At 35.3% G+C, this 25,426-nt stretch carries 17 protein-coding genes and 1 tRNA gene; 10 read left to right on the top strand and 8 right to left on the bottom strand.

The window, feature by feature from the left end; all coding sequences use genetic code 11:
• Positions 1-48: 48 nt before the first annotated feature.
• The 4 genes from GS03_RS04810 to GS03_RS04825 all read left to right on the top strand — a co-directional run bounded on the left by GS03_RS04810 (position 49) and on the right by GS03_RS04825 (position 8,156).
• Entirely contained in the window at positions 49-2,952 is a 2,904-nt protein-coding gene (locus tag GS03_RS04810) for an alpha-amylase family glycosyl hydrolase (RefSeq protein ID WP_136151432.1), read from the top strand.
• A gap of 120 nt (positions 2,953-3,072) precedes the next feature.
• Entirely contained in the window at positions 3,073-5,859 is a 2,787-nt protein-coding gene (locus GS03_RS04815) for an AsmA family protein (RefSeq protein WP_136151433.1), read from the top strand.
• A 41-nt stretch (positions 5,860-5,900) separates the two neighbouring features.
• The gene (locus GS03_RS04820) at positions 5,901-7,217 is read left to right on the top strand and encodes a hydroxymethylglutaryl-CoA reductase, degradative (RefSeq protein ID WP_136151434.1); all 1,317 of its coding nucleotides are present in this window, start codon (positions 5,901-5,903) and stop codon (positions 7,215-7,217) included.
• A 24-nt stretch (positions 7,218-7,241) separates the two neighbouring features.
• A complete protein-coding gene (locus GS03_RS04825; protein WP_136151435.1) occupies positions 7,242-8,156 on the top strand; it encodes a GYDIA family GHMP kinase in 915 nt (304 codons plus the stop codon).
• A 53-nt stretch (positions 8,157-8,209) separates the two neighbouring features.
• On the opposite strand, the gene GS03_RS04830 is transcribed toward GS03_RS04825, so the two are convergent.
• The 7 genes from GS03_RS04830 to GS03_RS04860 all read right to left on the bottom strand — a co-directional run bounded on the left by GS03_RS04830 (position 8,210) and on the right by GS03_RS04860 (position 15,743).
• Positions 8,210-10,318 carry a peptidylprolyl isomerase gene (locus tag GS03_RS04830; RefSeq protein WP_136151436.1) on the bottom strand — a complete coding sequence of 703 codons (2,109 nt, stop codon included), beginning with the start codon at positions 10,316-10,318 and terminating at the stop codon, positions 8,210-8,212.
• A gap of 108 nt (positions 10,319-10,426) precedes the next feature.
• Entirely contained in the window at positions 10,427-11,686 is a 1,260-nt protein-coding gene (locus tag GS03_RS04835) for a hemolysin family protein (protein WP_136151437.1), read from the bottom strand.
• 3 nt (positions 11,687-11,689) lie between these two features.
• Positions 11,690-11,881, bottom strand: a complete 192-nt coding sequence (locus GS03_RS04840) for a hypothetical protein (protein WP_136151438.1) — start codon at positions 11,879-11,881, stop codon at positions 11,690-11,692.
• 5 nt (positions 11,882-11,886) lie between these two features.
• Entirely contained in the window at positions 11,887-12,438 is a 552-nt protein-coding gene (gene lptC, locus GS03_RS04845; protein ID WP_246034179.1) for an LPS export ABC transporter periplasmic protein LptC, read from the bottom strand.
• Positions 12,438-13,709 (bottom strand): tetratricopeptide repeat protein, encoded by a 1,272-nt coding sequence (locus GS03_RS04850; RefSeq protein WP_136151439.1) that lies wholly within the window; start codon positions 13,707-13,709, stop codon positions 12,438-12,440. Before GS03_RS04850 ends, lptC begins: the two co-directional genes overlap by 1 nt.
• 11 nt (positions 13,710-13,720) lie before the next feature.
• Positions 13,721-15,019 (bottom strand): hypothetical protein, encoded by a 1,299-nt coding sequence (locus GS03_RS04855; RefSeq protein ID WP_136151440.1) that lies wholly within the window; start codon positions 15,017-15,019, stop codon positions 13,721-13,723.
• Complete coding sequence (locus GS03_RS04860) at positions 15,012-15,743, bottom strand: type III pantothenate kinase (RefSeq protein WP_136151441.1); 732 nt, start codon at positions 15,741-15,743, stop codon at positions 15,012-15,014. Before GS03_RS04860 ends, GS03_RS04855 begins: the two co-directional genes overlap by 8 nt.
• Positions 15,744-15,842: 99 nt before the next feature.
• Here GS03_RS04860 and GS03_RS04865 point away from each other — a divergent pair.
• The 6 genes from GS03_RS04865 to GS03_RS04890 all read left to right on the top strand — a co-directional run bounded on the left by GS03_RS04865 (position 15,843) and on the right by GS03_RS04890 (position 23,363).
• Positions 15,843-15,915: transfer RNA gene (locus tag GS03_RS04865), tRNA-Phe, on the top strand.
• A gap of 185 nt (positions 15,916-16,100) precedes the next feature.
• The gene (locus GS03_RS04870) at positions 16,101-17,777 is read left to right on the top strand and encodes a peptide MFS transporter (protein ID WP_136151442.1); all 1,677 of its coding nucleotides are present in this window, start codon (positions 16,101-16,103) and stop codon (positions 17,775-17,777) included.
• 77 nt (positions 17,778-17,854) lie between these two features.
• Positions 17,855-19,513 carry a peptide MFS transporter gene (locus GS03_RS04875; protein WP_136151443.1) on the top strand — a complete coding sequence of 553 codons (1,659 nt, stop codon included), beginning with the start codon at positions 17,855-17,857 and terminating at the stop codon, positions 19,511-19,513.
• Positions 19,514-19,515: 2 nt separating this feature from the next.
• Positions 19,516-21,027, top strand: coding sequence for a peptide MFS transporter (locus GS03_RS04880; RefSeq protein WP_136151444.1), 1,512 nt, complete (start codon positions 19,516-19,518; stop codon positions 21,025-21,027).
• Between the two features lie 10 nt (positions 21,028-21,037).
• Positions 21,038-22,843 carry a peptide MFS transporter gene (locus tag GS03_RS04885; protein ID WP_136151445.1) on the top strand — a complete coding sequence of 602 codons (1,806 nt, stop codon included), beginning with the start codon at positions 21,038-21,040 and terminating at the stop codon, positions 22,841-22,843.
• Positions 22,844-22,895: 52 nt separating this feature from the next.
• Entirely contained in the window at positions 22,896-23,363 is a 468-nt protein-coding gene (locus tag GS03_RS04890; protein ID WP_136151446.1) for a thioredoxin family protein, read from the top strand.
• 11 nt (positions 23,364-23,374) lie between these two features.
• Here the strand turns inward: GS03_RS04890 and GS03_RS04895 are convergent, their stop codons facing one another.
• A complete protein-coding gene (locus GS03_RS04895) occupies positions 23,375-25,405 on the bottom strand; it encodes a ComEC/Rec2 family competence protein (protein WP_136151447.1) in 2,031 nt (676 codons plus the stop codon).
• Between the last annotated feature and the right edge of the window lie 21 nt (positions 25,406-25,426).

Here is a 25,426-nt window from a genome sequence, read left to right on the forward strand (position 1 = left end):
TATTTCCCGTCATTATTTGGCGGGGAATGTTTTTTTAAAAAGAACACTATGAAAAAAATATTTCTACTACTATTGTTTTCAACTTTTGCTTCTCACGCTCAGGTTCAGACAATTACACCTACGGTTACTCCAAATCCTTTTGAGAGAAATCAGAGTATTACCATAACTGTTCAGGGAAGCCAGATTAATGAAGCTACTTGGGGAGTTACTGGGAACGCACTTTATCTTTGGGCATGGATGCAGGATGTCAATGGTAATGCCCTTGGCGATTGTCCTACCAATGGAACCTGGACAGCTTCATCTGAAGCTAATAGGTTAACTTATAATTCTGGTACAGATACTTATACCATAACATTTATTCCTCAAACTTTTTACAACAATACTGTTTTTGGAAAAATGGGTTTTTTAGTAAAAGCTAAAGATGGTTCCGGAGATAAAAAAACAAATGATAATATTTTTAATGTGGGAGCATTTCAAATGACATTATCATCACCAACTGAAAACAGCAATACTATAATTTCTACTAGTACTAATGCAAGTGTTGTAGCATCTAATACAGGTGGAGCAGCAACATATACTTTGAAAGCAAACGGAGTGACAGTTAGTGGTCCAACAACGACTACTTTCTTTACTGCGGGGCCATTAGTAACACAAAATACAGTATTTACATTAGAGTGTACACAGGGTGCAACAACAATTGTCAAAAGATTTAGCTATATATTCAATCCTGGTATAATTTCACAGGCATTACCTGCAGGAAAGTTAGATGGAATAAACTATGATGCTGCCGATGCTACAAAAGCAACATTGGTATTAAATGCACCTTATAAAGACTTTATATATGTAGCAGGTAGTTTCAACAATTGGCAGCCAACTGCATCACATGCCATGAAAAAAGACCCAACAACAGGGAAATTTTGGTTAGAGATTACAGGATTAACTCCAGGGCAAGCATATGCTTACCAATATTGGGTTTGCGATGTAACAAGTCGTCCGGCCAACTCTCCTGCGGTTGTTAAAACTGCTGATCCATTTTCTACTTTAGTATTATCTCCTTTTGATGATCCACAAATCGTAACCTTAGGTGTATATCCGGGATTACCGGTTTATGCTACTATAGCACCGGGTCAGGAAAGAGAAGTTACGGTTTTGCAAACCGGTCCAACAGCATGGTGGAATTATACATGGAGCACAGCAACAACAAATTTTGTCAAGCCAAAGAAAAAAGATTTAGTAATTTATGAAGCTTTGGTAAGGGATTTTGATGCCAATAGAACCTATCAGGATTTAATCAATAAAATAGATTATTTTAAAAATCTTAAAATAAATGCCATTCAGTTAATGCCTGTAATGGAGTTTGAAGGAAATGAAAGCTGGGGTTATAATACCGTTTTTCATATGGCAGCCGACAAAAGATATGGACCTCCTGCTAAACTAAAGGAGTTTATTGATTTATGTCATCAAAATGGTATCGCTGTAATTCTTGACCTGGCCTTAAATCACGTTTTTGGTCGTTCACCACTCGAAAGAATGTGGATGTTGGATACCGATAATGACGGTTGGTCAAACGGAACAGGCTACAAAGTTTCTGCTGAAAATCCATATTGCAATCAGGATGCAATGCACTCTTACAATGTTGGTACCGATTTAAATCATTTTAGAGAACCGGATAATTTAACGAATACTTACACAGTTAGAACTATTCAGACTTGGATACAGGATTATAAAGTTGATGGTTTCCGATGGGACTTAACAAAAGGATTTACAAATCAATGTCCGCCAGCAGTATCAGGAGGCCAGGAAACATGTACTAATGGATACCGTTCTGATAGAGTTGCTAAACTAAAATGGTATGCTGATAAACAGTGGGAACTTGATCCAAATTTCTTAGTTATTTTTGAACACTTAGGTAATGGTGGTTCTTATGATGAAGAAGTAGAATGGACAAATTATTTACGTTCAGGTGATGTAAAAGGTATTATGCAATGGCGTAAAATAACGGACGGCTATGCAAATATCATGAAAGGTAATTTTGGTGATGTTTCCGGAGTTACAGATCCTTCAAATAGATTTGTTGGTTATGCGGAAAGCCATGACGAAGAGAGATTAATGTATAAAGCCATACATGATGGTGGAGCCAACCAAACATTTGGAGATCTTACCAAAGCTTTGCAAAGATTGCCTGCAATTGGAGCTATTCATTTATTAGTTCCGGGGCCAAAAATGATATGGCATTTTGGTGAACTTGGTTGGGACGATTCACTTTGGACCTGTAACGCAGGAAATGTTTCATTCTCTGCACCGGATTGTAAATTAGATACAAAACCACAACCTCAATGGGTTGAAAACTGGTTAGGAGATACAAACAGAGGTGCAGTTTATAACACTTGGTCTAAACTAATCGATTTAAAAATAAATGAAAATGTTTTCGAAAATGGGACCTATGCATGGAATTTAGCTACCGTTGGTACTCCAAGATTAGATGTTTACACTAGTACTTCACAAACAGCAGCTTTGAGTTATGCTTTTGTCAGAACTAATTTTTCAAATAATACTTTGGTAACTTCAGGAGGTTTCCCTTTTATTGGAACTTGGTATAACCTGATGGATAATTCAACAATCGAAGTAACATCGACAACGCAAAGTATTTCTATTGAGCCGGGAGGTTTCAGGCTTTATGGAAATAAACCGACAACTTTAGCGAACAATGATTTCAACCTTATCAATACAGTAAGTTTGTATCCAAACCCTACTAATGGAAGCTTCAGTATTAAAGGACAAGTTGCTAAAGTAGAAGTTTATTCTATAACAGGTCAAAAAGTTAAATCTTTTGAAAGTATTCCTTCTGAAGATTATCAGTTTGATGTAAGTGATTTGAGTAACGGAGTTTATTTAGTAAAAGCAATTGATAGTAACAATAGTTCTAAATCAATGAAATTAATTAAACAATAATAAGGTTAGAGTTAGTAATAATTAGTTTGTTTATAAGCCACACCTATTTGTGTGGCTTTTTTTGTGTAAAATAAAACAAAATCATTTGCTGTAAAAACTTTAGAATGGTAGTTTTGTAGTATGAAAAAAGTGATTGTCAGAATTTTAAAAATTACAGGAATTTCATTTGGAATTATTTTGGCATTGTTATTTATCCTGCCTATTCTTTTTCCGGGTAAAATTGCCGAAGAAGTAAAATCATTTGCCAATAATAAACTAAACGGAGAATTAAATTTTAAAGAAGCCAATCTTTCCTTTTTCAATCACTTTCCGTCATTGACATTAACACTTACCGATTTCTCTCTAAATGGTTCCGCACCCTATAAAAAAGAAACATTACTTTCAGCCAACGAAGTGGCTTTCGGAATAAATCTAAGCTCATTATTGTTTGATAAAAAAGTAAACATCGACAAGATTTATGTTTCCAATGCATTGATAAATGTAAAAGTCAATGAAAAAGGAGAAGCCAATTATAATGTCTATAATTCTGATGATAAATCCACCAAAAAAGACAGCTCAAGTTCTTCTTTGCGACTTGAGAAAATTGCTATCGAAGACAGTCATATCGTATATGATGATAAGTCAACAAAGATGCTCATCGATGCCAAAGGTTTTAATTATGTTGGAAACGGTGACCTAGACAAAGCCATTTTCGATTTATATACTGAAGCCGATATCGAAGATTTTGATTTTGCGTACGATGGCGAACAGTATCTGAAAAACAAAAAAGTAAATGCTGATTTGATTACCAAAATCAACACCAATTCACTGGCATTTGTCTTTGAACAAAATAATTTAAAAATCAATAAACTGCCTGTTGAGTTCAAAGGAAAATTTGATTTCCTGAGTAATGGGTATGAAATGGATTTTAATATCAAATCGGAAGACAGTAATCTTAAGGATTTTTTCACGGCATTGCCTCCAAATTATGTCACTTGGCTCGACAAATCGAAAGTAAAAGGAAGCACCGATTTATCGTTTACTCTAAAAGGAAAATATATCGCTTCCATAAATCAAAAACCCGATTTGGCTTTCAATATGAAAATCCGTGACGGCTATATCAATTATAACGATGCACCATTTCCGGCATCGAATATCTTTTTGAATTTTGACGCCAAATTGCCATCGCTGGATACAGAACAATTACAAGTAAATCTCGATTCAATCTTCTTCAATGTCGATAAAGATTATTTCAAGGCTATTGTCAAAACAGTTGGGGTATCTAAACCAAAAATCGCCGCCCGAATTCAATCCAAAATTGATTTGGCAAAAATGAACAAAGCCTTTGGTTTGCAAAACATGGATTTGCGTGGTGCTTTAAATATGGACATAAAATCGAACGGAGTTTATGACAAGAAGCACAATAAAATTCCCGTAACGAATGGAAAAATAGCATTGAAAAACGGTTACGTTAAAACCATTTATTATCCAAATCCAATAAAGAACATCAATCTTTTAGCGACCATTTTAGATACGGAAGGTTCGACCAAGGATTTAAAAATAAACATCACTCCGGCTTCATTTGAATTTGAAGGAAAACCAATTTTTGTCAATGCCAAATTGAAAAATTTCGACAATATCAACTACGATATTAAAGCCAAGGGCGAATTGGATTTGGCCAAAATCTATAAAGTATTCTCCCGCAAAGGTTTGGATTTAGAAGGTTATGTCAATGCGGATGTTTCTTTCAAAGGTTCTCAAAACGACGCGATGAAAGGCAATTATAAAAACCTTCACAATAGCGGAACGCTGAAACTGCGCAACATTAAAACTACTTCGGAATATTTGCCAAAACCATTTATCATCAAAGAAGGAACGTTTGTTTTTAATCAGGACAAAATGAATTTTAATGATTTCGTTGCCAATTATGGGCAATCCGATTTTAGAATGAACGGTTATCTGCAAAACGTAATCGATTTTGTTTTGACAGATAAAGCCATTCTGAAAGGGAATTTTGCATTGCAATCGAGCTTTATAAATTGTGACGAATTCATGTCGGCTTCAACAAATCAAACTGCCTTTCCTGATGTCCTTAAAGCTAATACTCAAGGACCAACGATGCCAACTGAAACAGGAGTAATCGTTATTCCAAATAATTTCGATTTACAGTTTCACGCTGTCGCTGATAAGGTAAACTTTCAGGACTTGATTTTAGAAAAGATAAACGGAAATATGCTTATCAATCAAGGCAAACTGATACTGAAAAACAACAGTTTTAATGTTGTTGGATGCAATGTTAAAATGGATATTGTTTACGGAAGCGAAACACCAAATAGAGCCAATTTTGATTTCAAGATTTTAGCCAAAGACTTTGATGTAAAACGTGCTTACAAAGAAGTGAAACTATTCCGTGAAATGGCTTCGGCTGCCGAAAATGCAGAAGGAATTATTTCATTAGATTACAAAGTAGCCGGAAAACTGGACGGAAATATGCAGCCTATTTATCCATCGCTTGTTGGTGGCGGAACGCTTTCTGTGAAAAAGGTAAAAATGAAAGGCTTTAAAATGTTTGGTGCCGTCAGCAGAAAAACAGGAAAAGATGCAATGAAAAATCCTGATTTGTCTCAGGTTGACATCAAAACCAAAATTAAAAATAACATCATTAACATTGAACGATTTAAATTCAAAGTGGCTGGATTTCGTCCAAGAATTGAAGGACAAACCAGCTTCGATGGAAATTTAAATATCAAAATGCGATTGGGATTGCCGCCATTCGGACTTTTTGGAATTCCGATTAAGGTTACCGGAACAAAGGACAATCCAATAGTTAGATTGGGTAAACAAACCGAAGACCTAAAAGAAACGGAATATGACGAAGGTCAGGCTCCAGTTCCTGCGCCGGCAACAACACCTCAAACAACAAATTAATAATCTATATTTGTAGTTGATTAATTCACTTATTATTGACCATGAATAATTCGATTTCAGGTTTTTCAAAATTATCCAAAGAAGAAAAAATCAATTGGATTGCCAATGAATATTTTGCAAATCCTTCTGAAGCCGTTGCGACCATAAAGCAATATTGGAACAGCGATGCCAAGCTTCAGCAACTTCATGATGAGTTTATAGAGAACACGATTTCCAATTTCTATTTACCAATGGGAATTGCGCCTAACTTTCTAATCAACGGAAAATATTATTCGGTGCCAATGGTTATCGAGGAAAGTTCGGTTGTAGCGGCTGCAGCCAAATCGGCTAAGTTTTGGAGTACGCGTGGCGGATTTAAAGCCACTGTTTTAAACACCGAGAAAATAGGGCAGGTGCATTTTCTGTTCAAAGGCGATTCCGCTAAACTTGCTGCCTTTTTCAATACGATAAAAAACAATTTGATTGCTTCCACAGAAAGCATTACCAAAAACATGCAAAAGCGTGGCGGCGGAATTACAGCTTTGGAACTGCGAAATAAAACAGCCGAATTAGAAAACTACTTTCAGCTGCATGTGACTTTTGAAACTAAAGACAGCATGGGTGCGAATTTCATCAATTCGTGTCTGGAACAATTAGCTAAATCTTTAAAAGAAGAAGCACAGAATTATGCTGATTTCAATGATTTGGAAAGCGATATTACCGTCGTGATGAGCATACTTTCGAATTATGTTCCCAATTGTATTGTCCGTGCCGAAGTTTCCTGTAAAGTGGAAGATTTAGCCGAAAAGAAAATAGAAAATCCACAGGAATTCGCCGAGAAATTTGTGCAGGCTGTTCGCATTGCCGAGATTGAACCTTTCCGTGCTGTTACGCATAACAAAGGAATCATGAATGGTGTTGATGCTGTAGTTTTAGCAACCGGAAATGATTTCCGTGCTGTCGAAGCCGGTGTTCATGCCTATGCTTCCCGCTCTGGTCAATATTCGAGTTTGTCTCATGCCAAAATCGAAAACGGGATATTTACTTTTTGGATGGAAATTCCGTTAGCATTAGGAACCGTTGGTGGTTTGACTTCACTGCATCCATTAGTGAAAATAGCATTGGAAATTCTGGAAAAACCATCGGCTCAAGAGTTAATGCAGCATGTTGCCGTAACTGGGTTAGCACAAAACTTTGCAGCCTTGCGTTCATTAACAACAACCGGAATTCAGGAAGGTCACATGAAAATGCACATCAATAATATTCTCAATCAGTTTCAAACCACAGCCGAAGAACGAAAAGTAATCAAAACGCATTTTGAAAGTAATTCGATTTCGCATGCATCGGTGGTGGAATTTATTGAGAAATTAAGAAAATAGATTGCTTCGTACCTCGCAATGACAATGAAACAAACTTTTTACAGTAACGGAAAACTACTCATCACAGGAGAATATTTGGTGCTTGATGGCGCCAAAGCCTTTGCGTTGCCTACAAAGTTTGGCCAAAATCTAATCATTGAAGAAGCCGAAGGGCAAATCATCCATTGGAAAAGTTTTGACAGCGATGGGAGTATATGGTTCGAGGACAATATTCCGTTTTCATCGATTACCAGAAAAGAGCGTTTTGATGATGCTAAAAACATCAAGAACACCTTAATCGAGATTTTGCACGAAGCCTATTTGATGAATTCTGATTTTATAACTTCTTCAAAAGGATACGCTATCAGAACCGAATTGACTTTTCCAAAATTTTGGGGTTTGGGTACATCTTCTACGGTAATCAACAACATTGCCCAATGGCTGCAAATAGATGCGTTTGAGCTGCTAAAGAGAAGTTTTGGAGGTAGCGGTTATGATATTGCCTGCGCTCAAAGTAACAGCCCTATTGTATATCAGTTGGTCAATGAAAAACCAGTAGTAGAAAAAGTAAATTTTCAACCGGATTTTACAGACAAAATCTATTTTGTTTATCTCAATAAAAAGCAAAACAGTAAAGCAGCGATTGCGTCTTATTACGGACAACAGGGAAATAGTCAGAACGCATTGGAAACCATTAATTCCATTACAAAAGCTGTAATCGAAGCTAAAACTTCAAAGGAATTTGGCTCGGCCTTACAAAATCACGAAATTGAATTGAGTACTATTTTAGAATTGCCAACCGTTAAAGAAGCGTTGTTTCCCGATTTCGATGGTGTGATAAAAAGCCTTGGTGCCTGGGGTGGTGATTTTGTAATGAGCATCTCCAAAGAAAACCCAACCGCATATTTCAAAGAAAAAGGTTTTGAGATTGTGATTCCGTATAGCGAAATGATATTATAAAAAAACCCGTCTAGTTTTACCAGACGGGTTTTTATTTTATTTGAGATAGCTAACTAGTAAAAATTAGCTCTGTTATCTTCAATATCAGCATCGTCTTTCAACGCTTGCATAAATCTTCCTGAATTTCCAACAGCTTGTTGTTTTACTTTAGCAGTATAATCGTCATATTTCTTAATTGCAGGTGCTTTGGTAACCACTTTTGTAGCAATTACAAATACTCCTGAATTTCCTTGAATTGGTTTTGAAACTACACCTGCTTTAGATGTAAATGCCATTCCAACTACTTTTGGTTCAAAACCGGCACCTGGAACATTTGGACTTTCAACAGTTAAATCAACTGCGTTCATAGGAGCAACTTTATTAGAAGCCGCAATAGCTGCTAAAGAAGCACCTTTCATTTTAGCTTCGATCTTAGCTGCTTTCTTTTTGTTTTTCAATATTGGCTCAACTTGTGGTCTTGCTTCTTCAACTGACATTAATCCTTTTGGAGCAATGCTTTTTAATTTGGCAATAACATGTCCAACGTTTACGATTTCAAATCGTTTTACGCTACCAATTTTGGTGTCATCTTCAAAAGCCCATTTAACAATTTGTCTTTGATTGCTCATTGAACCAAAATTCTCATCGATTGCTTTTACTCTTACCGCAGGATTTGCAGTTAGTTTTGCTTCTTTAACTAGAGCGGCAAAATCTTTATCTGCAGCATCCATTTCAAATTTGGTTGCCTGAGTGTAGATTTTATCATTTGTAGCTTCTGACGGCTCAATTTTTTGAGCAATAGTTGCCAATTTCACGGCGTCTTGTTTATCAGTCACATTGATAATATGGTAACCGAATTCAGTTTCAGCTAAACCAATTTTTCCAACTGGGTTAGAAAAAACGAAATCTTTATATCCTTTAGCAAAACCAGTATCTCTACTAATGAATCCCATATCTCCACCGTTTTGTTGTACAGATGGATCTTCAGAAGATGTCATTGCCAACATTTGAAACATACCCGGATTTGCCACGGCCTGAGCTAATATACCTTCTGCTTTAGCTTTAGCTTGTTCTTTAGTTCTTTTCTCTTTTGGTTGCGCTCTTTCTGCGCCAACCCAACTGATTAAGATATGGCTTGATTTTACTTTTGCACCAGCTTGTCTTCCTAATGCTTTTGATATACAATAGTAGCCACTACGCATGTATGGCCCGTATATTTCGCCCGTAGGTAAGTTAAATAATTGTTCTGCAACATCAGCTGGTAAATCTTGTTTTGACACATAACTTGAGTCAAACGGAATATCAGAATTTGCATTTACAAAGTCAGCAATATCAGTTGCATATTTAAATCCTTGGATGGTATCATTTTTACCTGTTTCTTTATTGTAACGAACGCTTGGCAATAATAATGCATCAACATTTTTCTTGATTTCAGCTTCGTCAGCAGCAGATGGTTTTTCTGCAATCAAAACATAATCCAACTCACGAGATTCTTCTGATTTGAATTTTTTCTCTTTCGTTTTAATGTATGCAGTGATTTCCTCATCAGTCACTTTTACATCGCTGTCTTTTATTGAAGAAAAAGGAACCATCACAAAATCAAAGCTTACTTTGTTTGATTCTGCTTCGTATTTGAATTTTCCTTCTGTTTGAGTAGCATACATTCCACCTTTTATCAAAGAACTATAGATGTCATACTTTGCTCTTAACTCAGCATTTTTCTCCTGATCTTTCAACATTTGAATTCCGTTTGGAACTTGTTTGAAATAATCCTTAAACTTGTTTAAGTCAAATTTTCCGGCCGCATTTAAAAACATTGGGTTCTGACCAATATTTGGATCCGATTTGAATGCTTCGATAATATGTTTTTCGCCAACGCGGATTCCTAATTTTTCGAATTCAGCGTTAAGCAGCGCCACTTGTACTTCCTGATTCCAAACTTGGTTTGAAGCTTGCATCGAAGTCATATTCTGACCTTGATTTTGAGCATTTTTTTCAGTATTTGCAACCTTTATTTTGAATTCGTCAAAAGAAATATCTTTTCCATTTACACTTCCTACGTCTGTAGACACACTTTTAAAACCTTTTGTAAATACATCCTGTACAACAAAAGCCAATAAAGCAAAACCTATCGCTAATAAAAGTAAGCCCGAACGATTTCTAATTTTTGATAAAACTGCCATTTCTATTTTTGTTAATTTTTAATTCAGTTTGCGAAAATACAATTATATGTGAAATAATAATACTCACACAGTTATAATTTCATCTAATTTTTGATTTTTTTTCGGAAATTAATCCAATACGGTCATTTTTACTAATTCGATTTTCTTATTCGTCGCTTCTTCAATGACAAATAGAAAGTTACCGATAGTAATTTGAGTGCCTTTTAGCGGAATTTCTTTGGAAAAATCAACAATAAATCCACCCAAAGTTTCATACGAATCGCTCTCAGGAATATTCAATTTATAGGTTTCGTTTAAATATTCAACATCCAAACGCGTTGAAAAAACATAGTTTGAATCGTCTACTTTATCTTCAATCAATTCTTCATCAGAATCGTGTTCGTCTTCAATTTCGCCAAACAGTTCCTCGACAATATCTTCTATGGTCACTATGCCCGAAGTTCCGCCGTATTCGTCCAAAATCACTGCAATGCTTCTTCGTTTTTTGGTCAACAAATTCATAGCGTCTTTTATCAAAATTGTCTCTGGAACAAATTCTACCGAAATCATAATCGATTTGATACTTCGTGGTTTTTTGAAAAGTTCAAACGAATGAACATAACCCACAATATCATCAAGTGTGTTAATGTAAACCAGTATTTTGGAATAACCGGTTTCTATAAAAAGTTCTCTCAAATCGGTTATAGAACTGTGCAAATCAACGGCAACGAGTTCGGTTCTCGGCGTCATGATTTCCCGTGCTTTCACACCGGAAAACTCTAAAGCATTTTGAAAAATCTGAATTTCAGAATCAACGGTTTCGTGATCCTGCACGGCATTCATTTGTTCCGAAATATAATTCCCCAGTTCAACTTTGCTAAAAGACAAATTGATTTGGTCGCCTTCGGTTTTGAAAAATTTTCGCAAAACATAATCGGAAATCCAAATCAGAAATGACGAAATATAATAAAACAGTTTGTAGAAAAAATACGCCGGCAAGGCAAAGAATTTGATAAAGCTATTGGCATAGATTTGAAAAAATACTTTTGGCAAAAACTCTGATGTCATTAAAACGATAAGTGTTGAAATAGTTGTCTGCAACAATAAATTCGAAAAATCGGTGAAGTTAAATCCAAGCGTTACAAACCAGCGCATCAATAAATCGCCCATGAAAAACCCGTAAACAACCATAGCTATATTGTTGCCCACAAGCATAGTGGCAATAAATTTGGATGGTTTTTGGGTGAGTTTGGTTAGGATTTTGGAAATGAAATCGTCTTGTTTTTTTTCAATTTCAAGATAAATTTTATTGGAAGAAACAAAAGCGATTTCCATTCCAGAGAAAAAAGCGGAAAGTATCAAGCATAGAATGATTATTCCGATTTCCATGAATTAGGGTTTTTTGTTGTGCTCGTCAAATTTTTTGGCAAACTTTCTTCTAAAGAAAAACAGAAAAATACAAACAGCAGCAAATATCGCACTGATGGTAAAGCTTTCCTGTGCTTTCCATTTTACAAAAGCGTCAATTGCAAAAAGGATTCCAGCAAGTAAATAGGCGTATTGGGTAAATCTTAAATAGTTCATAGTTGTTATTCTGACTGGAGTTCTCCAGATATTTTTTGTGAGTTAACTTTTTTGAAATCTTTACTAAAATCAATTCCTTCGCCATAGGAAACTCCTTTTGGTGAAGTAAATTTAAACTTTTTTTCGGTAAAAAACCATTCGTTTTTTTGGTCGTAATACAATTGCTCTGTTTCGAGCATTTCGCCATTTTGATTGGATATTTTTACAGCATCCTGCAAATCGATGATATTAGTTGCTTTGTGTTGTACGGCATACTTGGCATCAATATAGGTTTCCTTTCCGTTTTTGTCATACAACGTTAAATGAATGCCTTTTGGGAATTCTACAAACGGAAATTCCACTGTGGCATAATCCAACATTTTCGGACTTATCAAATTGGCAGTAATTCTTCCTGAGTCGGTATATTTCAGATTAATGCCTTCTGCATCACCACTTGGTGAAAATTCGGCAAAGCCCATTTTTTGGACTTCCTTAAAATTACTTTCACAACCAATTATAAGAAAACAAAAAAGGAATGCGATAATAAATGGGACACTATTTCTAGTAGAATACATCATTATTTGGCAGGAAAAGTAATGGTTTCATTAATCCAACAACCAATGTTTAGCGATTTTCCATTCATTTTTGCTTTGGAAATTTCGTCAGCAGTTAGCGATTTGGATTCTAAATTTTTGGCTGCCTTATCAGAAGCTGACTTTAATCTTGGCTCTGTAATACCGGCTTTTTGCGCAGTTTGGATTGCTAAATAATTTACCGCTTTCTTTTCGAAATCAGTTTTGCCACAATCGTTAGCGCTGTTAGCATAAAGTTGGGACAAAAACAAATAGGCTTTTCCCATTTTTGGATCAGCAGCCAATGCTTTGTTCAGGCATTCTTTTGATTTTGGTAAATCGTTAGCTAATAAACCAGTGGCAAGCGTATAATATATTTTGGCTTTTTCTGTCGGGTTCGTTTGTAATTCCGCCGATTCGGTATAAAATTTAATTGCTTCCGGAAACTTTCTTTGTTTCATATTTCCTAGCGCCATGAAGTTTGCAGATTGCGCTGTGACTTTAATCGAATACAGTTTTTCGGCCAAAGTATTAAAGATAGGTTTGGTACTGCATTTACCGGAAAGACTAATTAACGCAGATGTAATCCAGTCGGTATTTTCCTGATTGTCAGCATAACCTTTGGTGTAAAAAGCTTCCAGGTTTTCACAGGTTGCCACGTCTTTTATCAGATTGCCAATGGCTCTTTGCGCCGTTTTATATTCTTTGCTCTCTGGTTTGGAGGCTTGTAATTGATTAATTAAGGAAGAGACCAGCGTGTATTTTTCTAAAACAGCATTGGCGGTTATTTTTTTGTCGCCGCTGTTAAATCTTTCGCAGTAGATACTGAAGTAAGTATAGATTGTGTTAGCATCCGTTACATTTTTTGATGCTTTGGCAAAACCGCTTTCTAATAAATTGAAAATTTCTTCCTTGGCTTCAATTTTATTGGTAACCAAAACCATGGCTTTATTTACTTCAAAATCCGGAGTTGAAAGAGGATAATTTTTATTGTATTGGTCGTACAATTTCAGCACCTCGCGAACCAGCTTTTCTTTTTCTTCAGCTGAAGGTGCATTGTCAATTTTGTATTGAAGAATTTGGATTCCGTCAGTATAAATGACTTCGCTTTCTTTCGGGCAATTTTTGAAAACACTGTACCAAACATCGTAGGATTCAGCAATTTTATTTGCTTTAAAAAGTTCTTGATATTCCGAAGTTTTCGAAGTACAATCAAATTTTTGAGCACTGCTGTTTGTAATAAACAAAACGCTAAGTATAAAAATAATCGCCTTCATAACTATTCGTTTTAGTCAAATTTACGTTTCACAAACCATTTATCGCTTAGTGATAAACCAACACTTATGTTGATGTAATTTTCTTCTACTAAATTATAATACTTTGTTCCTCTTTTACCTATTTCAAGTCCAATGTTTATATTAGTAAAGGTACCACTTAATGGCATTCCTAAACCAATATTTGCAGCAAAATCATTCATCGATTTATTTTGAATAACTAAACCGGTATTTTCATAACGCAATCCACCACGATACACAATTCTCTTATAATAATTAGAGTATGAATTGTAGTTTGGTATAAAAAATCCACCTAAAGTATAGCGAACAGAGTTTTCAAAAGTTGCACCTTGAATATCAGTAAAACGATTAGACATTACGCTGTTGTTTAGTAAAGTAATTTCTGCTCCAACTAACCATTTTTTCACTTCACCAAAACCTGACCCAAAAGTAAGTTTTGCCGGGAGTTTTATTTTGGTGTCTTCAACCGCTATATTTTCTCTTTCGATTACGGATACAGAACTGCTAACTTGAACAATATCTATGTTTCGGGTGTTGCCCAACGTTAATTCGGCTTCGGGTGTGTAAGCTAAACTGCTAAAGAAGGAATATTTAGCATTAACTTTTGTTTGATAGGTTATTCCTAAATCAACGTTAACACCTCGCACTTCAGAAACATTCGTTTCTCTTGAACCATATTGGAGAAGTGGTAATGTCTGGTATCGTAGATTAGAGGTTTCAATAGTTCCAAAGTTATATTGGATATCAGCTCCAATATTTATTTTCTTGGTAAGACGGTATCCAAAACCTAGAAAGACCTTATTAACACCGCCTTTACCTGTGTATTTTGAAAACTTAGCTCCTATAGTATCAATATGAGTAATACCATTAATGTCAGTAGTGCTTTTAATATCATAAATGTTTTTTTGGATTTTATATCCAATAGAAGAATAAGGAATAAGTCCAAATCCGATTCCAACTTTACTGCTAACAGGAACTCCGATAGCCAAATAATCTAAAGTCGTTCTTCGTGCTTTTGCTTCCTGAGTTTCTGTTTTGGATTTTGTATTGCCGTAAGTTCCGCCAAGAGCAAGTCCCGTTAGCTTTAAACTCGCGAAATGTGCAGGGTTTTGAATATTTATGTGAATACTGTCCGGAAAAACTGAAAGACTTCCCATGGAACGATTTTCAATAGTTCCTTTAAATTTTATATCGCCGATTCCGTAAAAAGAATAAGGGGATGATGTTCCTTCCTGTGCAAAAAGTGCGAATGAAAAAAGTAAACAGATGCTTACTATAATTTTTTTAATCATTTTGATTGTATTGAAATGTTTGGTTCAAACTTTCCAACAGGAAATTTGAATTGGCAAATATGGTATTTTTTAATCGTATAGCCAAAAATTCTGCATCACCGCCCGTTAAAATTATGATAAATTTAGCGTATTGGGTTTTGTAAAGTTCAATAAATCCATCAATTTCGGATGCAACGCCATTAATTACACCGGAATGAATAGATTCTTGAGTAGAATTTCCAATAAAACTTTCAGGATAGTTTTTAGTTAACAAAGGTAATTTAGCGGTATGTTGATGCAATGATTCATAGCGTAAACGAATTCCCGGAGAAATGGCACCACCAAGATAATTGTCATTTTCATCAATAAAATCATAGGTTATACAAGTTCCCATGTCGATCACCAAACGATTTTGATTGGGAAATTGCATAACCGCACCCGAAGCCAAAACCATACGGTCAATTCCAAGCGTAGTTGGAGTACTATATAAATTGGTAAAAGGGAATCTACTTTCGCGAGTTATAAAATGAATTTCAGCTTTGTTTTTTAAAGACAAAAACAATTCTTTTTCAACATTTCCTACCGAAGCAACGACTAATTTTTCGATTTTCGGGAACTTATTTAGGATAAAATTTGTTTCTGTCAGAAACGCCTCTTTGGTAAAAACAGAAAGTTCAACAAGTCTATTTTGTTCAAAGACAGCAGCTTTGATTCGGGTATTTCCAACATCAATGGTTAAAAGCATAACACTATTTTTGGTGCCCAAAGTTACGAATAGTTTTTTTTTAGTATTTGTTTTGGATAAATTAAAAATCGTACTATATTTGCACCCGCTACAACGCAAGGTACCTTAGCTCAGTTGGTAGAGCAATGGACTGAAAATCCATGTGTCCCTGGTTCGATTCCTGGAGGTACCACAACAAAGCCCTGATAAGAAATTATCAGGGCTTTTTGTTTTATAAAAATCTAATTTCTAAACCTATAAATTTCCAAAAATTGCATTTAACACAAAAAAGTGCTGTTAATTGTAATTTTTTCACTAAAATTGACAGTTTTTATAAAGAAAATTAAACTATTCAAAACCAATCTAAAACAATAAAAAATGAGTGAAACAGCGGTAAAAACTGGACATCCAAAAGGACTTTGGGTATTATTCGGAACAGAAATGTGGGAAAGGTTCAATTTCTATGGAATGAGAGCTATCTTAACCTTATTCCTTGTAAATTCTTTAATGATGAAAGAAGAAGATGCTTCTTTGATTTACGGAGGTTTCCTAGGACTTTGTTACTTAACACCAATGTTGGGAGGATTTATTTCTGACCGCTTCTTTGGAAATAGAAATTGTATCTTGCTTGGAGGATTAATGATGGCTGTCGGACAATTTTTATTGTTTTTTAGTGCTAGCGTTTTTGGTTCAAATATTGGTTTGGCAAATATCTTAATGTGGTCAGCATTGGGAATTATCATTTTTGGGAATGGATTTTTTAAGCCAAATATTTCTTCAATGGTGGGGAGCTTGTATCCAAAACAAGAAAAATCAAAACTGGATACTGCCTTTACCATTTTCTATATGGGAATTAATTTGGGTGCTTTCTTAGGTCAATTGATTTGTCCAATAGTTGGAGATGTTAAAGATGCTAACGGAATTAGAGATATTCACGCATTCAAATGGGGATTTTTAGCAGCATCAACGGCAATGTTAATCGGAACTGCTGTTTTCTATTTTCTTAAAAATAAATATGTAGTTACACCAGAAGGAAGGCCTCTTGGTGGTTTGCCAAAACACAATGTATCAGATGATTATGAAGAAGGAGAATCGCAAAAAGCTGTTTTTTCTCAAAAAGCGTTGATTGGAGCTGTTATTTCGTTCTTCGTTTTAGGAGCTATTTTTCACTATGTAGTTGATCAAAACTGGATATACACCGTTATCTATTCGAGTGGTATCACTTTAGCCGGATTAATTGTATCGGATAGTTCTTTGACAAAAGTAGAAAGAGATAGAATCTTTGTTATTTATATAGTAGCTTTCTTTATCATTTTCTTCTGGGCTGCCTTTGAACAAGCGGGTTCGTCTTTAACGTTTATTGCTGATAATCAAACCGACAGAAACTTCTTTGGTTACAACATGCCACCATCGATGGTACAAATCTTCAACGGTTTATTTGTTGTAGCTTTTGCAGTTCCGTTTAGTATGCTTTGGGATTATCTAAGAAGTAAAGGCAGAGAGCCAATTTCGCCGGTAAAACAAGCCGTTGGTTTGGCATTAATTGCTTTGAGTTATTTTATCATTGCATACAATGTAAAAGATTTAGGGAACAGCGGACTTTTAGCTATCAAATGGTTAATCCTTTTATATTTAATTCAAACAGCAGCAGAATTGTGTTTGTCTCCAATTGGTTTATCATTAGTTGGTAAATTATCTCCAAAACGTTTCTCTTCTTTATTATATGGAGTATTCTTTTTATCGAATGCTTCCGGATATGCATTAGCCGGAACTTTGGGTTCTATTCTTCCTGCAACCGGAGATAAATTTGTAAAAGCACAAGAATTAGGCATTGACTTACAAGCTGTTTTGGATAGAAAAGTAACACTTACTCCGGAGCAAACCCAGTTGCTTGCAGACAATCAGATTTCTGACCACAATCCTGTTTTTGCTGGTTTTGAAATTCATAACCTGTTTGAATTCTTTATGGTGTTTGTAATCCTAACCGGATTGGCAGCTGTTATTTTAATGGCATTGACTCCAAAATTGAAAAAAATGATGCATGGCGTTCGCTAGTTATCTTTAAAAATATTTTTTATATCTTTCAAACCTCCAAGGATTTCCTGGAGGTTTATTTTTTTAAATAAAAAATTATGTGGAAAACCCATCCTAAAGCGCTGCCTTATTTGTTTTTATCTGAGATGTGGGAACGCTTCGGTTACTATTTAATGATTGGAATTTTTACACTTTATCTTAAAGACGTAGAAGCCGGATTTGCAATGACCGAAAAAGAAGCTTCCGATTTGTACGGAACTTTCATCGCTTTGGTATTCTTAACGCCGTTCGTTGGTGGACTCGTCGCCGACCGTTATTTGGGTTACCGAAATTCTATTGTTTTAGGTGGAATCATGATGGGCGTTGGTTATTTTATGATGGGAATTCATAACCTCACTATGCTGTATGTCGCTATGACATTAGTGATTGTTGGTAACGGTTTTTTTAAGCCCAATATTTCAACACTTTTGGGAAATTTTTATAACGAGGAACAGTACAAAGACAAAAAAGATGAAGGCTATAACATCTTCTATATGGGAATCAATGTTGGCGCTTTTATCTGCAATTTCTTTGGAGCCGCATTGCAAATTCTTCTGGGATGGCACTTTGCGTTTATGGCAGCCGGTGTCGGAATGTTCATCGGGGTAATTGTATTCTTGTTGGGCACCAAGCATTACGGAGATAAAACAGCCAAAAAAGGAGTACAGGAAGGCGATATGCCATTTTATAAAATTGTACTTTATATTTTGGTTCCGTCGGTCATCTTCGGGATTATTGGCTGGCTGCTTAAAGGAGTGACATCTGATGCCAATCCAAATGGTTATGTTTTTGGTTCGGATAGTACAGACGCTTTTATCTTTGCCTGTATACCGATAATCTTCTTTTATGGAAGCCTGTATTTTAAAGCCAAGACAGAAGATAAAAGACCAATCGGAGCATTGCTGGCCATTTTTGCAGTAGTAATATTGTTTTGGGCGGTATTCAAATTGAACGGTTCGGCACTAACAACCTGGGCAGACCGCTATACTGACAGGGAAGTAACAGGAACTTCACAAACTGTTTTCAGCGGATTGAAATTGGCCAAGGAAGTTGAGTTTAAAAAAGATTCCATTGAACTTTATGACGATAATTTCCGTCTACAGAAAGAGAATGGAATTGTCAAAAAAGAAGTAAATTATCCTTTGTATTTTAGGAATGTTGAGCCAACTGAGAAGCCGGCTGAAGGTTCCAAAGTCTCGCTTTGGGCAACCAATTTAAGTCAATCCATCAATCCGGGTTGGGTAATCATTCTTACGCCATTAGTTGTTGCTTTTTTTACTTTTTTACGAAGCAGAAAAAAAGAACCTTCAACACCAACAAAAATTGCCTTTGGGTTATTAATTTCAGCATTATCGGTTTTGGTTATGGTAGCCGCAGTACATATTGGAAACAATGGTACAGAAAAAGTTTCGGTGTGGTGGCTGGTTGCCAATTATGGAATCATAACTATCGGGGAATTGTTCTTAAGTCCAATGGGATTGTCAGTTGTGTCTAAATTATCTCCAAAAAATATAACAGCATTAATGATGGGCGGATGGTTTTTGTCAACTTCTATCGGAAATAAATTAAGCGGCGTTTTAGCCAGTATGTGGGATACTTATGATGATAAAGCCAACTTCTTTTGGGTGAATTTTGGTTTGCTGATGTTTGCCACTTTGCTGATGTTTGCTTTGGTAAAAAATTTAAATAAAGTAATGAAAGAAAAAGGAATAAACTAAATATGGAAACAAATCAAACTTTAGAACAAATTCAGGACTTTAAAGGAAAATATCCAAAGCAACTTTGGTATTTGTTTTTCTCAGAAATGTGGGAACGTTTTTGTTTTTATGGTATGCGTGGTATGCTGGCCGTTTTTATGGTCAACGTATTGGTAATGGATGAGAAAACAGCTAATCTTCAATATGGTGCAACGCAGGCATGGGTGTATGCCTTCACATTCATCGGTGGATTATTTGCAGACAAGATTTTGGGATTGCGAAAATCACTTTTTTGGGGCGGAATACTAATGATTGTTGGTAGCGTTATATTAGCAATTGACCCTAAGAATTTCTTCTTTATTGGTATTGGTTTTACAATTGTTGGAACAGGTTTTTTTAAACCTAATATTTCTTCAATGGTTGGACAATTATATAATGATAATGACCCAAGAAGAGATGCCGGTTTTTCTTTCTTCTATATGGGAGTGAATCTTGGAGCACTTATCGGTGGATATATTTGTATTGCTGTGGCAGAAGGCTCTTTATGGCAATCGTTGGTTCCTGAAAATCTTCGTTGGAATGTTGGATTCGGATTTGCAGCAGTAGTGATGATTATAAGTTTGCTGACTTTTACACAAACACAAAAAAGTTTAGGCCCAATTGGACTTTCACCTTTAGTTAATGTTGAAAATTCTAAGAAAAAAGGTTTAGAAATTGCAACCTATATAGGTTCGCTTTTAATCATTCCGGTGATTATTATAATGGTTGCCAATACTGTTTATACCGATTATTTTATGATGATAATTGGTCCTGCATCTATACTGTATTTGTTTTATGAAATGAAGAATTTCTCGACTGTAGAAAATAAAAAGTTGTTAGCAGCATTGGTTTTTATAATTTTCTCAATTTTCTTTTGGGCATTCTTCGAACAAAGCGGCGGTTCATTAAGTTTATTCGCAGCAAATAATTTAAATAACGAAATTTTAGGGATTCAGTTGAGTCCAAATGGCGTTAATAATTCTGCCAATTCATTCTTTGTAATTGGTTTTGCTGCTTTGGTTGGATTAGTTTGGTTATGGATGGCAAAAAGAAAGATTGAGCCAAATACCGTTATCAAATTTGGATTAGCATTTATATTCCTTGCCGGTGGTTTTTGGATATTCTATTATACAAAGTTCTTTGCCGACTTAAATGGAAAAACTTCATTAGGAATTTTTACATTCGGTTGGTTTATTATCACTTTTGGAGAGTTATGTTTATCGCCAATTGGAATGAGCGCCATGACCAAATTATCACCTCAAAAAACGCAGGCAGTAATCATGGGAATGTGGTTTTTGGCTAGTGCTTACGGGCAATATTTTGCGGGATTATTAGGTGCTAATATCGCTGAGGCTTCCGAAAATTCTTCAAATCTTGAAAAACTAAATACTTATGCCGATGGTTATCAGCAACTAGCCATTTATGCTTTAATCGCCGGAGTGGTGTTATTACTAATTTCCCCGTTGGTTAAAAAACTAATGCAAGGCGTTAAATAAATCAATTTATATGAGTCAAAATTCAACAGACCAGTTTTTTAAAAGCAACGTTTTAGGGCATCCTTCAGGCTTATTCGTTTTATTTTTTACAGAAATGTGGGAGCGTTTTTCATTCTACGGAATGCGTTCTTTGCTCATTATGTTTTTTACCGCTTCATTAGCAGATGGAGGCTGGGAATGGTCAAGAGAAACTGCTTCAGCTTTGTTTGGATCTTATGTTGGTTTGGTTTATCTGTCAACCATGCTTGGAGGTTATTTTGCTGATAAAGTTATTGGTTTCCGATGGGCAGTAATACTCGGAGCGTTTCTAATGACTTTGGGTCATGCCGCAATGGCAGTTGAAACGCATTTTTCTATTTATTTAGGATTGGTATTATTGGTTTTTGGAAATGGTTTTTTCAAGCCAAATATGGTTTCCATAATTTCCGAAATGTACAAAGACAGACCTGAAAAAAAAGATGGAGCCTACACCTTATTCTATATGGGCGTTAACGCTGGAGCTTTTTTCGGAATATTATTGTGTGGTTATTTAGGTGAAAAAGTGGGCTGGGGTTATGGTTTTGGTTTGGCCGGAATCTTTATGTTTTTCGGAATGATACAGTTTTGGTTGTCTCAAAGAATCTTTGGCGATATCGGGCTAAAGCCAAATAAAGAGAGCAAAGCAAAAATTGCGGCTTCAGATGACGACAAGAGAAATCCTTTTTCTTCCTGGCAGCTGGTTGTTATTGCAGTTTCAGTTGTTTTAGGATTGCTTTGGGTAATAAACGCACCGGTTTCAAAAATATCAGGAGGTAAAATTGATGTCTTCGGATTTTTGGGAAGTAACGGAAATTCAACCGCTATTTTAACCGCTTTAGGTTTGTTTATTATTTTATTGATTTATCGTTTTACACAGTATTCTAAAATCACTCGTGAAAAGTTGATGGCCGTTACCTTTTTTGCGTTTATTGTAATTTTCTTTTGGGCCATATTTGAACAATCACCAAACAGTTTAACCATATTCGCAAAGGATTATACTAATAGGGTTTTGGAGGGAAGTTGGAGCACCACTTATTTAGTTGTCAATTCTCTTATGACAATTTTGCCTTTAGCTATAATTACCTGGTTGATGTTGAAGATGTTCAGACAAACGTTTAATAGCTATGCTGTGGCGAATATCATTTTAAGCTTAAGCTTTGTCATTATCTGGAGTATTGCCATTTGGATTTTGATTAAGGATTATTACACAGCAGGAGTTTTATCACTTTCTGACAGCACACTTGATTTATTAAAAATAGATAAAGTTGCGACGCCACTTACCGAAGTTCCGGCGACCTGGTTTTCGACTTTAAATTCACTCTTTATTATTTCCTTAGCACCATTATTTTCAAAATGGTGGGAAAGTAAATACAATCCAAGAGCTACTGTAAAATACGGAATCGGAATGTTATTTCTTGGGCTGGGAATGGCATGTGTTGCAATTGGCGCAAGCGGAATTGAACCCGGAGCAAAAACAGCATCTGTTAGTATGATTTGGTTGATTTTAGTGTATCTTTTTCATACCATGGGAGAATTGTGTATTTCACCGGTTGGGTTGTCATACGTCAGTAAATTGGTGCCTGCCAGAATGATTGCCTTTATGTTTGGCGTATGGTATTTGGCAGTTGCAATCGGAATGAAAAGCGCAGGAATTTTTGGTGAAAACATAGATAAAATTGCCGACGAACACGGATTGAGTTATTTCTTTTGGCTCTTGACAATAATTTCTGTCAGTATGGCGTTATTTTCAATATTAATGTCCCCAATTATTAAAAAATTGATGCATGGCGTCAGATAGATAACATTTATTTGGCATTCTTTTTGTTATATTTGGAAAAAAATTTTAAACAATGAAAAAAATAGCAATCACTTTATTTCTAGTCTTGGGTTCGTTAACAATACAGGCGCAAGAGGTTAAATGGCAAACTGATATGAACGAGGCGGTGAAGATTTCTAAAAAATCTAAAAAACCATTGTTTTTGTTTTTCACAGGAAGCGATTGGTGCGGATGGTGTATTCGTTTACAAAAAGAAGTTTTCAAAACACCGGAATTTGAAAAATGGGCTAAAAAGAATGTAGTACTTGTTGAGTTAGACTTTCCAAGAAAAACGGCACAAGATCCGACAATTCAAAGACAAAACGCTGAACTACAACAAACTTTTGCAGTTCAGGGTTATCCAACAGTTTGGATTGTAAAGGCAAGCAAAAAAGACGGAAAAATTAATCTTGAAAAATTAGGAAGTACCGGTTATCTTGCTGGTGGACCAACTACTTGGTTAGCTAATGCAGATCAAATCCTGGGCAACAAGAAATCATAATTCCAATTGGATTAAATCTTATAGAATCCCTTTTCATTAGTAATATGAAAAGGGATTTTTTCTTTTCTGCATGTTGCTTCCCAAAGCCTGATATAGCTTTTAAAGTTTGACCCGTCAACAACAATTTCTTTGGGTTTACATGTTTTAAGCAAGCGTTGCATATTCAGTTTTGGAGATTGAATAATAACAAGAACATCTGGATAAATTCCTTTTGTATAAACACACGAACTGTCAATGATTAGCATTTTCTGCTGTTTGAAATACAGTAAATTTTGAAGTGGTTTTTTTGCTTTAGCTTCACAAAAATTCCCAACCAAATACGATTGAATAATCCAATTAGAACTCAGGTTTTCCCGAATGCTATCATTACTGTATATTGTAACAGCATTGCCAATTCTCTCAGTTATGATTGTGTTCTTTTTGCAGTTAAAAATGATTAGCTCTTCATTATTATAAGTTTCCTTTTTTTGAATAATAAAAATAATTTGCAATAGAAGAATGCTTGCAATAGCTACTGTAAGTCGTTTGAAATTAGGTCTTTTAATCCAAAGAATGATTAGAATAATTACCAAATACGAACTCCATAACATTGCTGTTGAAAACGAAATATTTTTGAAAACAAAAGCATCAAAAGAGGCAACCCAGTGAATAATACTATTAAGAAAAGCAATCAGGAACTCAATTGGTTTTGCAATAAATTCGGGAACTGTATGAAATGTAGCAATCAGAACAGCCAAAACACCAACCGCCATAATAAGACCGAGTAAAGGCAGAATAAGCAAATTGGTTACAAAAAACAATCCCGGAAATTGATGAAAATAATAAATGCTTAATGGCATAGCGCCAATTTGTGCGGCAAAAGAAACGGTGATAATGTCCCAAAAATAGTTAATGATTTTGTTTTTTGGTTCCCAAATGCTTGACAAAATTGGTTGCAACCAAAGAATAAAAAACAAAGCAAGATAACTCAGTTGAAATCCAACATCAAATAAAAACGAAGGTTTGAAAAGTAAAATCAGCAGCATTGAAACCAACAGCGTATGGTAAATGTTTACCGTTCTTCTTAAATGAATTCCAATCGCAAGAAAAGAAAACATCGTAACCGAACGGACGATTGATGGCGATAAACCAGCCAAAATGGCAAATGACCAAAGTGACAAAACAATGATAAGTAATTTCAATAATGAGCCTTTTCTCGAATTGCTAATTGGTTTCAGTAAAAAGTTAATGAACAGCAAAATAAAACCAACATGCAAACCGGAAACTGACAAAACATGAACTGCTCCGGCATATTGATAATCTTTTAAAACTTCTGGAGAAATGTCTTGCTGTTGTCCAAGAATCAATGCGTTTAGCACATTTAATTCTTCTTTTGCAATAGCGGAATGTTCTAAATTTGAAATGATGGTTTCCCTGAAATTTGAAAAACCTGCCCACAAACCCGACTCGTAATTTCCAATTTTTATTTGATTCGGTTTTGTATAAACCTGAGCATATATTTCCTGATTTTCTAGATAGTTGCCATAATCAAACAGGTTTGGATTTAATGGATTTTTGTTTTTAAAAACAAGACCGATTACCGTCAAATGACTGCCAATTTTCAGGTTCTTAGCGTCATCTTCTTTAGCAATATTGAGAATGACTTTTCCATAACTTCTATTACCGTCAAGTTCTTTAACTAAGCTTACATAGCGATTGTTTTTTTGAGTACTCTTTAGCTTATCAACCAATAGTAAATCCAGCTTGTGAGCTTTTTCATAATCGGCAATTTGATTGGTATAATGATATGGACTAGAATTTTCTTTATGGATTAGTGTTGTTAAAATTCCGACAAGAAGCGATAGCAGAAAAACAAAACTTCCGAAAAGGATTTTGTAAAAAGGTTTTTTTTGACTGTAAAGAGAAGAAATAAATAATCCAACAATGCCTAAGGTCAAACTAGCAAACACAAAATCCGTATTCAGACTTACTATCCGGCACAAAAGTATTCCAAATAGAAATCCGATAAAAATTCTCGACAAAGGGAATTGTAAGATTTTCACATCATAAATGTACGTAAAAAT

The sequence above is a fragment of the Flavobacterium sangjuense genome (genome assembly GCF_004797125.1).
Taxonomy (GTDB): Bacteria; Bacteroidota; Bacteroidia; order Flavobacteriales; family Flavobacteriaceae; genus Flavobacterium; species Flavobacterium sangjuense.